The 18,088-nt window shown below is 40.7% G+C and carries 13 protein-coding genes; 3 read left to right on the forward strand and 10 right to left on the reverse strand.

Annotated features, from left to right (window positions below; genetic code table 11):
- Nucleotides 1-96: 96 nt before the first annotated feature.
- From IQ230_RS08270 to IQ230_RS08290, 5 genes are read right to left on the reverse strand one after another with little or no spacing between them, the layout of a single operon-like run.
- Nucleotides 97-2,895, reverse strand: a complete 2,799-nt coding sequence (locus tag IQ230_RS08270) for a hybrid sensor histidine kinase/response regulator (RefSeq protein ID WP_193931545.1) — start codon at nucleotides 2,893-2,895, stop codon at nucleotides 97-99.
- A 32-nt stretch (nucleotides 2,896-2,927) separates the two neighbouring features.
- Nucleotides 2,928-5,831 carry a methyl-accepting chemotaxis protein gene (locus IQ230_RS08275; RefSeq protein WP_193931546.1) on the reverse strand — a complete coding sequence of 968 codons (2,904 nt, stop codon included), beginning with the start codon at nucleotides 5,829-5,831 and terminating at the stop codon, nucleotides 2,928-2,930.
- 37 nt (nucleotides 5,832-5,868) lie between these two features.
- Nucleotides 5,869-6,360, reverse strand: coding sequence for a chemotaxis protein CheW (locus IQ230_RS08280; protein ID WP_193931547.1), 492 nt, complete (start codon nucleotides 6,358-6,360; stop codon nucleotides 5,869-5,871).
- Nucleotides 6,361-6,364: 4 nt separating this feature from the next.
- Nucleotides 6,365-6,727, reverse strand: coding sequence for a response regulator transcription factor (locus tag IQ230_RS08285; RefSeq protein WP_193931548.1), 363 nt, complete (start codon nucleotides 6,725-6,727; stop codon nucleotides 6,365-6,367).
- A 57-nt stretch (nucleotides 6,728-6,784) separates the two neighbouring features.
- On the reverse strand, nucleotides 6,785-8,179 hold the full coding sequence (locus tag IQ230_RS08290; RefSeq protein ID WP_193931549.1) for a response regulator: 1,395 nt from the start codon (nucleotides 8,177-8,179) through the stop codon (nucleotides 6,785-6,787).
- Nucleotides 8,180-9,096: 917 nt separating this feature from the next.
- Between IQ230_RS08290 and IQ230_RS08295 the strand changes: the two genes are divergently transcribed.
- Nucleotides 9,097-9,897 carry a PP2C family serine/threonine-protein phosphatase gene (locus IQ230_RS08295; protein WP_193931550.1) on the forward strand — a complete coding sequence of 267 codons (801 nt, stop codon included), beginning with the start codon at nucleotides 9,097-9,099 and terminating at the stop codon, nucleotides 9,895-9,897.
- A 12-nt stretch (nucleotides 9,898-9,909) separates the two neighbouring features.
- The gene (locus tag IQ230_RS08300) at nucleotides 9,910-12,027 is read left to right on the forward strand and encodes a tetratricopeptide repeat protein (RefSeq protein ID WP_193931551.1); all 2,118 of its coding nucleotides are present in this window, start codon (nucleotides 9,910-9,912) and stop codon (nucleotides 12,025-12,027) included.
- A gap of 47 nt (nucleotides 12,028-12,074) precedes the next feature.
- Here IQ230_RS08300 and IQ230_RS08305 read toward each other — a convergent pair whose 3' ends face one another.
- The 5 genes from IQ230_RS08305 to IQ230_RS26480 form a co-directional block, all read right to left on the reverse strand.
- Entirely contained in the window at nucleotides 12,075-13,742 is a 1,668-nt protein-coding gene (locus tag IQ230_RS08305) for a TolC family protein (RefSeq protein WP_322742334.1), read from the reverse strand.
- A 661-nt stretch (nucleotides 13,743-14,403) separates the two neighbouring features.
- Nucleotides 14,404-15,105: a DevA family ABC transporter ATP-binding protein gene (locus tag IQ230_RS08310; protein WP_193931553.1), complete on the reverse strand. Its 702-nt coding sequence runs from the start codon at nucleotides 15,103-15,105 to the stop codon at nucleotides 14,404-14,406.
- A 35-nt stretch (nucleotides 15,106-15,140) separates the two neighbouring features.
- Entirely contained in the window at nucleotides 15,141-16,310 is a 1,170-nt protein-coding gene (gene devC / locus IQ230_RS08315) for an ABC transporter permease DevC (protein WP_193931554.1), read from the reverse strand.
- A complete protein-coding gene (locus IQ230_RS08320) occupies nucleotides 16,307-17,209 on the reverse strand; it encodes an efflux RND transporter periplasmic adaptor subunit (protein ID WP_322742336.1) in 903 nt (300 codons plus the stop codon). The genes devC and IQ230_RS08320 overlap by 4 nt, the downstream gene beginning before the upstream one ends.
- Nucleotides 17,181-17,528: an HlyD family secretion protein gene (locus IQ230_RS26480; RefSeq protein WP_228054686.1), complete on the reverse strand. Its 348-nt coding sequence runs from the start codon at nucleotides 17,526-17,528 to the stop codon at nucleotides 17,181-17,183. Before IQ230_RS26480 ends, IQ230_RS08320 begins: the two co-directional genes overlap by 29 nt.
- A gap of 173 nt (nucleotides 17,529-17,701) precedes the next feature.
- Between IQ230_RS26480 and IQ230_RS08325 the strand changes: the two genes are divergently transcribed.
- Nucleotides 17,702-18,001: a TetR family transcriptional regulator gene (locus IQ230_RS08325; protein WP_193931555.1), complete on the forward strand. Its 300-nt coding sequence runs from the start codon at nucleotides 17,702-17,704 to the stop codon at nucleotides 17,999-18,001.
- Nucleotides 18,002-18,088 lie beyond the last annotated feature (87 nt).

Genomic DNA, 18,088 nt, shown 5'->3' on the forward strand with positions numbered 1-18,088 from the left:
GTGAGCCGTGACGTAATAGATGTAACTATTCTAAGTTTTACTAGCTGTATTATGTACTTATGTAAGTTGCTAATCAAATAGTTAGAATTTATATTTTCAATTTAAAATATGCTGTAAAGTTTGGAGTAATTCTTGTTCATTAAAAGGTTTAGAAAAATAAGCTGCTGCACCTAAATTCGTTGCAAGTTGCCGCTCTCGCTGTCCTTGACGAGAAGTTAATATAATGAAGGGTAGTTGTTTGAGATTAGCAATTGATTTAACTTGTGCTAATAAACTGTAACCATCAAGGCGAGGCATATCAACATCAGAAATCACAGCTTTTACTGGTAAGCCACTAAAAAGTTTTTCAATTGCATCTTGACCATCAATAGCTTCTTCAACACGATACCCAGCTTTTTCTAAAGCTAAACTTAAAAAACGACGTACATTAATTGAGTCGTCTACTACTAAAACTGTATCTTTGTTACTTTGAAATTGAGTATTAGCTAATGTCTCTGTTTGTACTAATGCCGATTGCTGACTACTTGCAATCCACTGTAGTAAAGCAGATGGATTGACTAACGGAACAACTCGACCATCACCCAAAATGGTACAGCTAGAAAATCCAGGGGGCATAGCGATCGCACCTTCTACTTGACGAATGGCGACTTCTTGTTCGCCCCAGCAGCGATCTACTTGAACAGCTACTAATTCATGACCTTGGACAACTTTTAGCACTGTTGGAACGCCCATAGTAGCTACTGTTGCTGCGTCTGACTTTTTGTATGCACCACGAAATGTTAGCCATTGTCCTAAGCGAATTAGAGGTATTATGTTTTCTTCCCAACTGAATTTTTCCTTACCCTCAATTGTAGTAATATGTTCAGAATTAAGTAAGCGCATTTCCTCAATCGTATCTGTAGGAAATGCCATGAGCATACTATTACTTTCCACCAAAATAACTTTAGCAATAGAGAGGGTTATAGGTACATTGAGATGAAAAGTTGTACCGCTACCTAACTGCGTATCTACTTTAATATCACCACGAATTTTTCTTAAGTTAGTGCAGACAATATCAAGTCCTACGCCTCTACCAGATAAGTTTGATACCTGCTTAGCGGTGCTAAAACCTGGTTCAAAAATGAGTGATAAAAGTTCTTGTTCGCTAGCCTTGGCTAGGGCTGGTGCATTTAAACCTAACTGCTGTGCTTTAGCACGAATTTTATTCAAATCAATACCTTGACCATCATCACTAACACTGATGAAAGTTTGATTTCCGCGTGTGGTGGCTTTGATCTCAATTGTGCCTTGTTCTGGCTTATCATGCGATCGCCGTGTGTGCAGATCTTCAATTCCGTGATCAAAGGCATTACGTAAAAGATGTGTCAAAGGATCATTTAATGCTTCTAAAATATTCCGTTCAATTAAAGTTTCACCACCTTGGATTTTTAATTCAACTTTTTTGTTGTACTGCAATGAAAGCTCGCGTAAAAATCTGGGAAAGCGATCGAGTAAATCTGATAACGGACGCATTCGCACTTGTGTTAAGTTGGTTTGCATCTGTTTTGCTGTGCGATTGAGTTCTCCCACAGTTTGTGCAGTGTCTTCAATACTAATACTAATGTCATTAGCAACTTCTTGAATACGGAAAATACTTTCCATAACCTCATCAGTTAAAGCTCGCAGATCGTGGCTTTCATCGGTAAATCGGTTAGCAAAGTTATTTTCTTCTATAATGTTATTAAACGTATGAGCTTTATTGCCATGCGAGTAGTGATTTTCATAGGCTGTCAACAAGCGAGTATCAAAATTTTTGAGAGTGTGAACTCGACCATCTAAAATTTTGACTAAGTTTCTGAGACGATCTATATATAAATTGATACCATTTCGCTCAATTGTGAGTTCTCCAAATAAGTCATTTAGTTGTTCGAGAAGATCAACAGAAACACGAACTGTTTTATCTTGTTCAATTGAATTTAAAGTTGATTCTGAAGCGAGATGAAGAGATTTTTTTTCTGTGGTTTGTGAGTATTGTTGCGGATCAATTGGCGCTAAAGTTGGATTGAATTCTAGTTGAGAGTTGTCCTCAGTTAATTCTGGTGAAAGCAAATCGAGAAGAGCTTCAATTTCGGCTTGTGCTGTTGCTAATGAGTCGCTCTGATTAATATTAGTAGGAATTGTTGATGGTACGCCTTGGTTCAACAATATTGCTGCTTGCGATCGCCGCCATTCTTGTAATGCTAAACTAGCAATTTCTACAACACGTTCTGGAAATTCTGCTAAATTTTGACTAATTGATTCACACAAGCTTTGAAACGCTGGAATTTGAAACATTTGCCCTAAACTGGCAAAATCCTGAGCGATCGCCGTTGTTTCTTCTAATAATCCAGGATGTTGTGGATCTGCTAAAATATTCTCTAGCCGCTGCAGATATTCTTCTACTTCGGTTTCAAAGACTAAGGTTTGCATTTGCCTATCTTCAGGCAACATCAACTCAGGACTATCAATAGATGAAGCATTTCCTAGGCGTTGCTGTAGTTGAGAAAAAATCGGTGTAACGTGATTTTCTTGCCACCGTTCATCAATAGATTTGCCTTGATGATAAATTGCGATCGCTTGTCTTAAGCAACCTACGCTTGCTAGTAGTAAACTTTCTAACTCTGCGTCAAGCGATAGTTGCTGTGTTTTTAAGACTTTAAAAAAATCTTCTAAACGATGAGCCAGATCGCTTAATACAGGAAATCCCATCATCGCCGCACCACCTTTAATGGAATGTGCAGCACGTAGTACTGCATCCATTTGTTGGCGATCTTGCTGTGCTGTTGCAACCATAACTCCGGTTTCAATCGCATTTAAATAGTCTTGAGCTTCCTCAAGAAATGAAAGCCGGATTTCTAGTTCTTTGTCCTTTACCATGTGATTAACATTGCTGAAAATAAAATGAAAGTTTAACTTTCATCATCAACTTTAAAGACACCAACGGAAACTTGTAACTGTTGTGCTACAGTAGTAGTCTCTTGTAAAGATCCAAAAACTTGTCTTGCAGAGTTTGCTGTTTGCTCAGAAATTAAGGCAATTTCTTTAATTAATTGCGTGACTTGTTGTGAAGTCTGAGCTTGAGCAATTGTTGCGTGAGAAATTGATTGTACTAATTGATCGATTTGACGCGAGCCATCAAAGATTTTCCTCAAGTTCTTCTTTGTATCTTCAACTAAGTTAGTTCCTTCAATAACTTGATTTGTGCCAAGTTCCATAGCGTGGGCAACTTCAACAGTTTCGCGTTGAATATTTTCCACAATTTGTTCAATCTCTTTTGTTGCTGCGCTTGATTGCGATGCCAGTTCGCCAATTTCTTCTGCTACCAAAGCAAAGCCTCTACCTTCTTCACCTGCACGATTTGCTTCTATGCTAGCGTTAATAGCTAAAACGTTAGTTTGCAGTGCAATTTGATTAATTAAAGAAACAACTTTGGAAATTTGTTGCGAAGACTCGCTTAACTGTCGGACTTTACCTGCAGTTGTCGCAACGGTTTGGCGTAGATTGAGAATACTGTCTACCGTGTGGTTCATGGCGACTCCTCCTACCTGGGCGGTGAGAGAAGCTGTGCGGGTAACTTCTGCGGCTTGATGCGCGCTAGCAGCGACTGCTTGAATTGAATCTGTCATGTGTGCCAAAGAATCAAGGCTGTGGGCGATCGCTTCGGCTTGTTGTGAGGCTTGATCTGCTAGTTGATGCATTGCCCCTTGGTTTTCGGCAACAGCAAAGTTAACCTGACTTGCCGCTGTTTTGACATTTGTCGCCAGTTGTCGCAAACTTTCAATAATTGAGTTGAAAAAGTCAGCAACTGTGCCAATTTCTCCTGCGGTAACTTCTGCACGTACCGTCAGATTTCCTTGAGCTGCTTGTTCAACATCGCTGAGTAATCCGATTAACTGTTGCTGGAGTGATTCTTTTTGCTGTCGCTGATCTCCAGAGGCTTCTTCGGCAACTGCACGAGCTTTTTCAACTTGCTCTAGGAGATATGCTTGATCTAATGCAAATCCAATCTGAGTTGCTAACTGAGTAAATAAATCAATTTCAGCTTGTTGCCAAGCACGAGTTGTGGCACATTGATGAGCAATCAGTAACCCTAATAATTGATTGTCTTTTAAGATCGGTGCGACTAAATTAGCTTTGACTTCAAATCGTTCTAAAGATTTGATGTGACAATCAGTTAAACCAGCTTGATGAATGTTATCAATTGCTCGAACGCGACCATTTTTGTATTGTTGAATGTGTCGATCTTTGAAACAAGGATCGTCTATAGTGTCTGATAGAGCTTGTGTCCATCCTGGTGCTACTGCTTCAGCGACTATAGTGCCACTCAAGTCAGAGTTGAACTGATAAATAACAACGCGATCGCTTTTAAGAACTTTTCTAACTTCTTTAACTGCTGTTTTAAGAATATCGTCTACATTCAAAGAACGGCGAATCCGAAAAGTGACATCAGCAAATAATTGGGCTTGTTCTGTCACTTCTTCTTGCTGTCGCAGCAAACTTTGCAGTTGGTTCGCCATAACGTTGATATTAGAACCTAGCACTGCTAATTCGTCTTTGCCTTGGACGCTAAGTCTTGTGTTGAGGTTTCCTTCTCCGAGTTTTTGTACTGCTAGTGATGCATTGACAACTGGACGTAATGCGCGGTTGACTAAATGAGCAGCGATCGCACCTACAAGAATAGTAAATACTGTTGTTCCTAGAAAGAAGGGTAAAAATAGTCCCTGGCGGGCTGCGAATACTTGTGCTGTCGGTAGTGCAACCATTGCACTCCAATTTAATGCAGTTTGACTTTCAATTTGCTGAATGGGAGTATAAGCAACTAAGTACTGCTGGCGCTCAACGCGATCTCGATCGATGAGACTACCTACTGAAGTATTGTTAATTAAGCGTGGAGCAACACGGGGAAATACTGCTTGAGCATCTTCGCCAATGTAGTCTAAATGCTCTGTTGGCGCAACAACAACTTTGCCCAAATCATTGACTGCAAAATATTCTTCAACTCCAAAACGATTGCCACTTTGAGCTAAGTTTTTTGCTTCAGCGTGTAAGATTTCATTAAAATATTGTACAGGAGTTCGCGATCGCACAACGGCGAATACCTCTCCTGTTGTTGTATTAATTACAGGTGCAGCTGCATAGATTGAATACTCGCCTGTTAATAAAGACTTTCTTGGCGGCGTCACAACTGGACGCTTGGTTTGAATACTTTGCTGAAAATAATCTACATTACTGTAATTAGCAATGCCTTCTCCAGCAGTTTGCAGAATAACTTGACCAGCAGGATCAATGACAGCAATATTATCGTAGCCAGGGTTATTTTTTATATATTGCTCTAAACTTAATTCTTTTGATTGAGTAGAAACTACCGCTCGAACTGTGGGATCATTCAAAACACTTGATTGCGCCAAGTTCTGAATGTCTAAATAGCGTTGCGATATAAAATTATCGAACTGATCTGCCAAAGCAATTGCACGGGCTTGTTGTTGCTGAGTGACATTATTTGTAATAGTTTTACTTGTAATGTAGTAAGCTGTTGCCCCAAGGACTATAATTGGGAGTGTGCTGAGTGTGATCGCCAGTGTTGTTGCTTTAGTCTTTAAGCTCAACCGCTGCCAAAAAGATAAACCTAACTGATCGAAAACTGAGTTTTGATTCGACTGCTGAGTTGGAATCTGATGATTATCTAACCCTGACAGGGGATGCTGAACACTGCTGCTAGGCATTTGAGGAGTATTGCGCGTAGAATCATTAAGATGACTTGCTTTTTTGTACTTGTGTCTGCTTGTTGGTTCCTGTTTAAATCGGGTTGCCATATCAGCTCCAATCAGTATTTGCTCGACTACTATAAAACTAGTAGTTATATAAACTGGGCGAGTGTACAATTGCTTCAGCATTTAATACAAGCAATTTCTCTTGGTGTTGCCAAATATATCCTTGTAGGTAAGGTTGTATTGTGGCGGTACCCTCCTCTAAAGGCTGTAAATCTGACACTAGCCTAATTGTTCCTTTAATTTCTCGTACAATTAAGCTGAGCGGAGTCTCCCCAACCCGAATTATCATAACGTGGTACTGCTGACTACTAGCGTCAACAGGTTGTGAAGTTAACATAAATGCCAAATCGATTGCCCAGAAAATGCGATTGCGTCGATTAAATAATCCCAATATGCATTCAGGCATATTAGGTATAGGCGTTATGCGCCCAGTTGAAATAATTAAGACTTCTTGAACGTACTTCATCAAAAGGACAGCTGGAGTATCCTCATTAAGTTGAAATCTTAGATAAGATTCACCTACACTTGTTTTAGGCTGATGCAATTGCGGTGTTAGGATAGGAATATCCATAAGATTAAGCTACGACAGATTTTACAGCACGAACCAACTCTTCTCGGGTAAAAGGTTTAGTGACATAGGCAGCTGCTCCTTGTTTCATACCCCAAAAACGATCAATTTCTTGATCTTTAGAACTACAAATAATGATTGGTAATTGTTCTGTATCTGGATTGTTTTTAAGCTTACGGCATAATTCAAAACCACTCATCCCTGGCATGACAATATCTGTGACTATTGCATCGAGTTTTTGTTCTATCGCTTTATTCAAAGCTTCTTTAGCACTAGTAACACCAATGACAGTAAAACCACTCTCTCGTAAATAATTACTAATTAGCTCTAGTTCTGATAAAGTATCTTCAACTACCAAAATTGTAGCCACTTTCAATTTCCCTCAACGCTTGATAATATATTGTCAATCTAATTATTTAAAAGCTGCTTAAGATAAGTGCCGAAAGATAATTTTAAAGAGTTCTGACTGAGTAAAAGGTTTAGTTAAATATCCAGACGCGCCTACAATCCTAGCTTTTACTCTATCAATAATTCCTGTATTACCTGTCACCATAATAATGGGAGTACTCTTAAATAAAAAATGATTACGGAGAAGACGACATAACTCATAACCATCTATACCAGCCATTTTCACGTCCAATAAAATTAAGTCAGGTTTAATCCTCACAACTTGCATAAGAGCTTTAACAGGATCGTTGATTGTAAAAACATCAAAATTTTCATCATCTAAAAAATGATTCAGCTCTTGTAGCATTGCTTGACTATCATCAATACAGACAACTTTAAATTTATTTTTGTTCGTATAAGGATTAGTAGTTTTTTCTGGGGGTGTGGCTGATTTTTCAACAGAGTTGTTTTGAGATACTACGAATTTTTCAATAGGTTGAGTAGGGCGACGACTAACAACTGGTTGCTGTAGATTGGGTGTAATTTTAGTTAAAGAAACTGTATTTTTTTCATCATCACGATTGTGATTTTTGATAGATGCTACTGAAGGTGCAATGTTGTCAACTGTAGCAGGAGTTTGTATTTGTTGCACAGCTTGACTTTCTGTAGGTGATTCATAGGTTTTCGGTAGCTGCTCAAATGGTGGCTGGGGATCTTGCAAAATAATATTCCCCATTTTGATATAAGGATACAAACTTCGTGCTAGTTGTAATTCATCTTGATTCAGCAAAACAGCTAAATGCCGAATACTAAAGCCTTTAAGAATTGCACTCAATTTATGTTGAATTTCTGGAGAAAGTTGCTCTTTTATTCCTGGCTGATGGCATAAATAAGGACGTTGGTAAGGAGACCAAATATAAGGTGCAAAAGACTGCCAAACTTGTAATTTTTTTTGGCAGTGTTTAACTATATCTTGGAGATCAAGACGACACAATTCAGAAGGTAGTGGACTATAGTTTTCATTTATTTCGTACGTACTTTCTTTAATTAAGAGAAACGATTCGATAACCTCTTTAACAAGATATTCAATCAAAGCTGCTGCTTGAGCTTGATTCAAATATTGATTATTTACAAGCCAACAAATTGCTTGGTATTCAGGATGTAGCGTCGATTCTTCGTCAAACATCAAACGAAGTTTGGTGCGAATTTCACTGTTGAGTGTAGCTGTGTGATAACTGAATCGTCGCAGATAACAATCGAGACGATCGAGAGGATCAACTGTTTGAGAGGCATAAATAATTTTGCCTTGTTCTATATAAATCAACCAAGAAACAGTATTGCTATTTACTTTTAAACAAGCACTATCGTAACTACTACATAAATGTGCTAGTAAGCTTAAAGGGCGTAGGGTTTGAAACTTGCCATAAATAGCCATTTATAACTGAAACCTTATAAATTTATAAAAGTACCCTAATATGAGATATTTTTTGAACTATTGTTTTATAACTGAATTTAAGTTTATTAAATCAATTATTTCTATTCTTTCTTTGAAATGGAAATTGAAACAGACGAGAAATGAAGTAACAATATGTTTTCATTATTTAGAAGCTATCCTACTACCTTAGTAGTATTGACTTGTTAAGTTATATGAATTTTACATTAGAGATACAGTTCTTGTGAACTGGAAATGATATTAACTACATATATTAGCAGTCCACAGTCTACGTATCATTTATCTAGTCGGAATTGCTTTTAGCGCAAGAAAAAAATGCTAGTCCCTAGAGAGCACTTAGTCTCTATAAGAAGCTATAAGAAGCTGTCTGACAACTTCGTAGTAAGGTAGAAGCATACATAATTGAAAGAAGATTATTACTGCAGGACACTTTCGCTGGAAAAATGCTGAGTAGCTGTTACATGAGCGTTCTTCCATGTTTGAGCCAAAAGCAAGGAAGAACTCTATAAGGTTGGCTGAGAACTTTAGGTAGGTAGAATTCGTTTGACCATGTATTGACAGCCAAATGACTGACCTAGCAATGCGGTATGGTAATAAACCTGAAACAGAATAGGTTGGAGTGATTATGGCACAAAACACCTGAGTTTATGTCTACTGAATAAGAGTAGACCCATTAAAATAGCACGTGTCCTGAGTAACTTACATAAATTTAAGTAAATTATTGATGAAGTACTTATGAAAAAAGTTTAAAACATTGGATGACAAATCCTTGAACGGCAGATTCTGATTACTATATAAGAAGTTAGATTTCTAATTTAAGGGAAAAGCAGGAACAATTCTTAGCTGTTTGCCTATCCGAATCATCTATGTTATTGATGTGGTGTTTTCAGTGAGATCAAATGAACGTGAATGACTTCTTCAGACAAAAGAATACGGTTGAAGAAGTTAGTTGGCGTGTGGCAGCAGCGTCAGTACGTGGTAGAGGTCACGAGAAAGTAGGGCAACTGTGCCAAGATGCACATTTTTGGGAAAAGTTACCTGAAGGAATTTTAGTAGCTGCCGTGGCTGATGGTGCGGGTTCTGCAAATTTAGGGAAAGTTGGTGCAATTGTTGCGGCACAAACAGCCGTGAAAACAGTTCGCGATCGCTTAGCAATACCGCCACTACCTAACGATGATAGTGAATGGCGCGTACTATTAAACGAAGCTCTCACCGTAGCTAGGACAACTGTAGAAGCAGAGGCTGTTGCCTGTCAGCTATCCGCCCGCGAACTTGCAACAACATTAATTCTTGTCGTTGCAACACCTAGCCTTGTCGTTGCGGCGCAAGTTGGTGATGGTGTCGCAGTTGCCAGCGATCAGCAAGGTAATTTAATTTCTTTAACTACGCCTCAATTTGGGGAATACATTAATGAAACAACTTTCCTCGTCTCGCCACAAGCACTTGATACGGCACAAATTACTCTCTGGCAAGGGAAAACAGCTAAGATTGCATTGTTATCTGATGGATTGCAAATGCTCGCTTTGGAATTAGATCAAGGAAAACCCTATGCACCTTTTTTCTCTCCCTTGTTTCATTTTGTTGCCCAGATCCAAGATGAAACAGAAGCAAAAGACCAACTAGTATCTTTTTTGCGCTCTCCGAGGATCGCTGAACGAACAGACGATGATTTAACGCTTTTGTTGGCAACACTAAGTTAATAAATTTGGGCTATGCGGTTGCAACGTCAATCGAACAAACAAATTATCACCATTGAACCCAAGTTGACTGTAGGACATGGGGGTGAAGCGCGAGTTTTTGTCTTGCCGCAAGACGAGCAATTGGTGGCAAAAATTTATCACAAGCCAACCAAGGCACACGCGCAAAAACTCATGGCAATGCTTGCTAATCCGCCAGAAAATCCTACAGCAGCAAAAGGGCATATTTCGATTGCTTGGCCTACTGATTTGCTGTATCCAGGAGATGGTAGCGATCGCGTTATCGGCTTTTTGATGCCTCGCGTTCACAAGATGCACTCGGTCTTAGAGTTCTATAACCCCAAAACCCGCCGCCAAACCTGCCCCTTCTTTAACTATCTTTACTTACACCGCACAGCACGTAACCTTGTCACCGCAATGGGAGCACTGCACTCCCGAGGTTATTGTATTGGAGATATCAACGAATCAAATATTCTTGTGAGTGATACTGCCTTAATTACGTTGGTAGACACTGACTCATTTCAAGTGCCAGATCCTAAAAGTGGCTATGTTTATCGCTGTGGAGTTGGGAAAGCAGAATTTACTCCGCCTGAGTTACAAGGCAAAAATTTCGCCCACTTCGAGCGCAAACCAGAACACGACCTTTTTGGATTAGCAGTTCTGTTATTTCAACTCCTGATGGAAGGAACGCACCCGTTTGCTGGCATCTATCAAGGAATTGGCGATCCCCCTTCATTTTCAGCACGTATTAATGCTGGACATTTTGTCTACAGTAAAAGCAAGCGTGTCCCCTACAATCCTACGCCGATCGCACCACCTTTTGAACTACTTTATCCTTCCTTACAGCAGCTTTTCTTACGTTGTTTTGAAGAAGGTCATCACAATCCTAAATTGCGACCGAATACCCAAGCATGGCAAGCTGCTTTAATTGAAGCAGAAAAATCGCTGATAACTTGCACATCAAATAACCAACACCGCTACAGCAACCACCTTAGTTCTTGTCCTTGGTGCGATCGGGCAGTCAAACTAGGAGGACGCGACCAGTTTCCTTCACTACAAGCTGTTCGTGCAGGTCAACACCTCCAACCAGTGAAGCGCAAGCGTGCCACACTACCAAAAAAAGACTATCAGCAGCAAGTACTATCAGCTTTTAATTCCGCTGCAGCTAACCCAACTGCAAAACTAACTGTTGGGAAACATAAAAAGAGATTTAATCCTTTGATGTGGGGTTTGATAGGCACAGGAGCGCTAGTTTGTCTAGAAATTATTGTAATTGTTCACGATCTGCAAATTTCTCCACAAACTATCGCCAATCTTTTTCCTGATAGAAGTGAGGCAAAACCTGCAATACCACAACCTTCACTAAATGGTAATCAAATTTCGATTGCCTACTACGATCAAGGCAATTTTCATTACAAATTAGGTGACTACAAAGGAGCAATCGAAAATTTCAATCGCGCTTTACTTTATAATCCTAACGATGCTAATGCTTATGTCAATCGTGGTAATGCTCGTTATGAAATAGCCCAACACAGTAGTAATCCTGTGATGGAATACCAAGCTGCGATCGCTGATTTCGATCAAGCACTGCAACTTAATCCATCAGCTGAGGAAGCTTACCTGAGTCGTGGTATGGTTCGCCATGACACTGCCAAATTTAGTAAAGACACAGACAAAAATTATTTGGCGGCTATCAGTGACTTTGACAAAACTGTGATGCTGAACCCAAGTAATGCTAAAGCATATGTCAAAAGAGGCATCTCTTACTATAAATTAGCGCAAAATAGTAAAAATATTCAGCATCCAGGCTATCAAGAAGCTATCAATGACTTTAATCAAGCTTTGCGACTTAACAATCAAGAAGCTGAAGCATATATTAATCGGGGTATTGTTCGCTACGAAATCGCTCAAAGTGGGAAAACTCAGAACCAAGACCATTCCAGTGCGTTGACAGATTTAAAGCAAGCCGCGAAACTTTTTTTAGCACAAGGAGATGTGGAAAGCTATCAAGAAGCTTTAAGTAACATTTGTGTGGTGCTAGAAAATAAATGCCAATCGTTCTTACAAAATCCAGAAAAGTTTATTACCTCCAAAGTGCATTTGATGACTCCCAAGCCGCAGCAGGGTAACTAGTGACTAGTGACTAGAATAACTAGCTACTACTAGCCACTCAGGTTTTTCTAGCGTGGTTGACTAGAGCTAATTGCACGTTGTAGCCTTGCCAAAGCACGGTTGTAGTCCAAGATTGCAGTAACTCGATTGCCTTCAGCATTAGTCAAAGCATTTTCAGCATCAATGACTTCAGTTTGTGTACCTACTCCGGCTTGGAAGCGTAGCCGCGCTAAGCGTAGTGCTTCTCTTGCTTGTTCTAAGGCAACAGAAGCTGTTTGAATATTAGCTAAGTTTGCCTGCAAACTATTGTAGGATTCTTCAACCTCAAAGCGCACTTGGTTGCGAGTATCCGCGAAATTAGTCTCTGCGATCGCAATATTTGCTTCTTCTTGCCGTGCTCGTGCTCTTGCAGCTCCACCATCATATAAGTTAAGAGACACGTTAGCTCCCAAAGAATATCCATCGGCAACACCTAAACCATCATCAAAAATGTCAAGGATGTTGTAATTTGTTGAAACACTCACGCGGGGTCCAAGTTGTGATAGGGCTATTCGTCGCTGTGCTTCACTGATATTACGTTGGGCTAATTGCTGCTGAAGTTCTGAACGGTTACGAAATGCGAGTACGATACTATCTTCTAGCGGTAAGTTCCACAGCCCTGCAATTTGAACTGGCTCTGCTGCTGCGAGACTTACTGACTGTGCTACACTCAGCCGTGCGGCTAATTGACGGCGACTATTTTGCTGCTGACTTAGAGCATTTGTTAATTCTTGTGTGGCATTGGCAAGTTGTACTTCAGATTGCAGCACATCAAATCGCGTTCCTACGCCAGCCTGTTCTAATGCTTGAGCGTCACGTAAACTTGCTTGAGCGTTTGTTACAGCAGACCGGTTAATGCGGACTAACTCATCTGACGCTTGCAAATTGTAGTAATCGTTGGCAACATCTAATCGAAGTTGTTGTGCTGTTTGCTCTAGCTGTAATTCATTTAAGCGAATTTGTTCCTCTGCCGCACGAATACGAGAGCTTCTTTCTCCAGATGTATAAACGTCATAACTCAGTTGTGCCGTACCACTGAAAGCTGTACTAGCACCAGCTTCTATCTCAGGAAACTGTGGTTGTGCGCGTTCTTGCAACTCTGATTGTGCAGACACAGATCGATCTAGCCCTGTACTAAGAGTGACATTGGGAAGTAAAGCCGCTTGAGCTTCGCGTAAAGCAGCACGGCTTCGCTCTAAATTGAGCCTCGCTACTTGAAGTTGGCGATTATTCCGCTGTGCGAGTTCCAGTGCTTGTTGAAATGTAATCGGCTGAGTTCCTTGAATACGGACTTCTTCTGGTCGAGTAGGAAATTGCAGTGGATTAGGGCTGGGATTGAGATAATCTGGTATCTCTGCTGGAGGACGCACGTCAGGCGCAGGAGGTATAGCAGTTCCTGGCGTCGCTGGAGTAGGAACCGTGGGCACAACAATGTTTCGATTATCTGTCGGAGTATTATTCTGGGACAAAACTCCAGCTGTCGAGCTACCTTTCTGAGAAAGGCTAGGGATAACACTTTTACCTGCAGCATTGGTAGGTATCGCGCTTAGCAATAAACTATTATGACTGCTATTGTGCTGTTTTAAAAATGTGTTCTTATCAATTAGATTAACTGGCAAGGTATCAGCATCAGCACTCTGAGATACTGCCACCATCATAGTAAGGCTCAACCACAAGCTGTGACGTAATTGTTTCACCACGATTCCTCACACAAAAATCAACTTGACTGCAGCAGGAGTGACTAGATATCTACATATCGAGATGCTTCTTAAACCATTCATACTTTAAGCTACACTGCTTACCATGCTGAAAAATGCTGCTTTTACTCTAGGTTTATGAATGACTTACTGTAGTCTACGCACAAGTTATGATATCGGTAAACTCTGTTTTATAGCTTACTCACACTAAATTTTAGGATTAGCCTGTTATTGTTACAATCAACACATACGATAAGACACTTATAAGCATATATAATTATGCATTGAAACAAGCATTGTAGAGCTAGTGTCAACATAGAGTTAAAGTAGCAAGCTCGACGCCTTTTTGCAATCCATAGCAAATTAGCTACAGTTTTATCGATTTTAAAATATTTGATCAGCTGAGTCACTCAACGCAGTACTGCTGCAGCACACATAGCAAAATTCCTACTAAAAATTTTTGTGCTGAGAATTCTATCAATAAAACATTCTTGCTCTTACGCTTCATAGTATCTAGGTTATTTAGAGTACAAGTGTAGATGCTCCTCTGGTTCCTCTATATCCTAATCCTACTCGCGTTTCGTAGTTGCCTTGTCATTATCCTAATTCATTGTTAGTAGAAAGGTGCATTAAAACCTAGTTGGTATCCTGTCTCAACTACCTATGCGGCATCGAGGGATAGCGTGTTACTAGATAATGTTCCATCTTCCATATGAACAATTCGATCTGCAATATCTAAAATCCGATTGTCGTGAGTCACCATGAGGATGGTGCAACTCTGTTCTTGGGCTATCTGCTGCATTAGATTAACGACATTTCGCCCCGATTTACTGTCAAGCGCTGCTGTCGGTTCATCAGCGAGAACAATTTGAGGGTAACTTACCAAAGCACGAGTAATTGCTACTCGTTGTTTTTGCCCACCAGAGAGATTGTCAGGATAGTAGTGTAAGCAATCGCCCAATCCAACCTCTGCTAATATTTGAGCAGCTCGATGTTGCATTTTGGTGCGAGATAAATTGCCATGAACTTCTAAACCCATACACACATTTTGGAGCGCTGTCAGACTGCAATGCAGATTATGCGCTTGAAAAATGTAGCCATTACGTCGGCGTGCTTGAACTAATTGCTGAGAAGTCGCTTGGCAAAGTTCTTGTCCCAATACTTTTAAACTGCCAGAGTGTGCCGATCGCAATCCTCCGACTAAAGTCAAAATCGTTGTTTTGCCTGAGCCAGAGGATCCGGTCATAATCACAATTTCACCGGCAAAAATCTCTAGATTAATGTCGAATAGGACTTGCTTACGTAACTCACCTTCACCAAAGTAGTGATTGAGATGCTGAATATGAATGACAGGTTGCTGCATGATGCTGATTGCGAGTAAATCAAGAATATTCAAAATTAAAAAATGTCTGCTGGATCTGCAGAGCGCAATTGACGAGTCGCAACGATTCCCGACAGACTGCACATGACAACAGTCAGAGTAAATACTAAAACCAACCGCAACAACAGCATATAAATTGGCAAAGCTCCCACCTGGCGTAGTAAGCTATAAAGACCTAAAGACACTCCAACACCAGGTATAAAACCGATAGCAGCGAGAATCAGTGCTTCTTCAAAGATTGCCCCCAATAAGTAGCGATCGCGGTAGCCCATTGCTTTAAAGGTGGCGTACTCGGCTAAGTGATCGTTGACGTCGGTAGAAAGGATTTGGTAAACAATGACAATCCCTACAATAAAACCAATCGTCGTTGCTAATCCAAAGACAAAAGCGATCGGCTGATTTTGGTCAATGTAAGCTTTTTCAAAATCTACAAACCCCTGCTTCGTCATAGCTTTAACATCTTGAGGCAAATACGCATTTAAATCCTCAACGACAGCTTCTGGATCAGATCCAGGTTGCACCTGAACTAATCCCAAGCTCACCTGTCCAGCTTGGCGACTAGGAAACAGCCTCAGAAAACTTTGATCGCTCGTCAGCAAAATACCATCAGTTGTGAAGGATGCACCCAGTTCAAACAGTCCTGCTATGGTAATTGTGCGTCGTTCTATTTCTGTCGTGACTGTGCGTTTTTGCTCAACTTGGTCGATAACCCATTGGTAGTTACCTCGCGCAGCGCGATCAAACAAGACTGTATCTGGCAACTTGATTTTATCTAAGCTTTGGTTAACCGCTGGCAGGTCAAATGCTTTCGTGTCAGGATTTACACCGACAACTAACATTGCAGTCTTTTGGCGAGTTTCAGGATGTTTCCAGTCAATGAAATTGATGTACAAAGCTTGTGCTGATGCAACACCAGGTACGTCCATTGCTTGATAAAGTCGCCGTCGGGGAAAAGATAACAAATTTGTCAGTTGACGAGCTTGAGTACTAACTAACACAATGTCAGTTTGTAATTGGCGATGAGGTGCTGTATTACTGTCGTACAAACCATTAAGAATTCCCAGTTGCATGAACATCAGGATATCAGCAAAGGCAATGCCTCCGATTGAGACTAAAAGGCGTGTTTTGTTGTGACGCAGTTGAATCCAACCTAAAGGAGTTCTCCGGCGAAGTTGTTGAAGTATCATGTTTCAATCACTGTTTGAACTTGAAGGTTAGTGAAGTTAGCAACTTTTTGACTCGATGCTGCATCTAGCTGCACCTTTACCTCGATAATTCTGCTGTCAATATTGTCTGAAGGGTCGCTGTTGATAACTTCTTGTCGCTGCACCTGCAAGCCAATGCTTTCTACAGTTCCATACAGTTCTGTATTGGGTAATGATTCGCTCGTTAGCTTCACCGACTGTCCGACTCGTACCTGATGAATATCACTTTGATAAACCTCTGCAACTGCATACATTTGCTCGGTTTGCCCAATTTCAGCAAGTCCTACTTCACTGGAAATGAGTTCGCCAGGACGGGCATGAATTTTGAAGATTCGACCAGATTGAGGAGTGCGGATATAAGCTTGATCTAAATTTTTCTCTGCTTGTTTGGCAGCGGCGATCGCCTGACTTACTCTTGCCTCGGCTGTCTGCACGTCAACTGGACGTACTTCGGCAATCTGTGCTAGTGTGGCACGCGCTGCAGCGACTTGCTCTTGAGTGGCTTTTGTAATCCGCTCTGAAGCCGCTTGTGCTTCCTGGAGTTGTTTTTGAGTCGTCGTCAAAGCTAACTGCTTGCGATCGCGTTCTGATGCTGAAATTGCTCCGTTTTGATAGAGAGATTTGTAACGCTGATACTCAGTCTGTGCATTTTCCACTTCTGCTGCTAGACGGGTAACTGTTGCTGTTTGAGCGTTCAAATTGCCGACTCTTTCAGCCTCTAAACGCGCAATCTCAAAACGCTGTGCTTGAATTTCGCCGCGCTTTGCTCCTGCTAGTACCTGCGCCAACTCAAATTGGGCAACTCGTACTTGCTCTTGTGCTTCTTGTAGTGCTGCTTGGAGGCGAGCTTCCTTACGGAAGAGCTTCGCTAACGCGGTTATCTAAAGTTGCAATTATTTGATTAACTTTGATTGGATCTCCTTCTTTCACAAGGAGTTGTTCTACGCGACTTCCTTCAGCTGATGTAGGAGCTGAAAGCTTGATGACTTCGCCTTCAGGCTCTAGCCGTCCCAAGGCAGTGATAGTTTTGATCTCAGGCTGCTTGACTAGAGGAGGTTGCAAATTCCTAGATTGAAATGATTGGAATTGCCAGTAAATTAGGGGTGTTAGACATCCAATAGCTAAAAGCACTGCAATTGATAGCCTAATAGCACGACGAACAAGGGTTTTGGAAACTGCAATATCAGTAGATGTTGTCATCGATTACTTTCCTACTTATTTGGCTTTGCATATTAATTAGCCTCTACATATTTCACCTAACTCCAATCAATTGAATTATTCAATTGATTGATTGATTTTAATGTGAGTCAGTCGATTGATTTTGTCAATGAACTACAATTAAGTTGTGCTGGTAATAGTAAAATGACATCATAATGGTTCAACCAAAATCTCCTCAACCCAATGTGCAGCAGCGTGGTGAGGATGCTCGTCATCGTTTAATTGATGCGGGAATTGAAGTTTTTGGCATCTCTGGCTTTGAAGCAGCGAGTACCCGACATATTGCAGACAAAGCAGGCGTTAATCTTGCTGCTATCCCCTACTATTTTGGTAGCAAAGAGGGACTGTACCGTGCGGTTGCAGAGCATATCGCTAATGATGATGAACCAGCAGCCTCTACAGCCCGACGCATTGACTCACATCTTGCACCTATCAGGAAAACCACTAATACATGAATAAGTAGTGTAAGAAAGTGACAGCAGAAGCGGAAATTCGCTTTTGTGGCAGAGAGTAATTCAGAAAACTTGATTTGTAGAGAAATT

The sequence above is a fragment of the Gloeocapsopsis crepidinum LEGE 06123 genome (genome assembly GCF_015207655.1).
GTDB classification, from domain to species: domain Bacteria; phylum Cyanobacteriota; class Cyanobacteriia; order Cyanobacteriales; family Chroococcidiopsidaceae; genus Gloeocapsopsis; species Gloeocapsopsis crepidinum.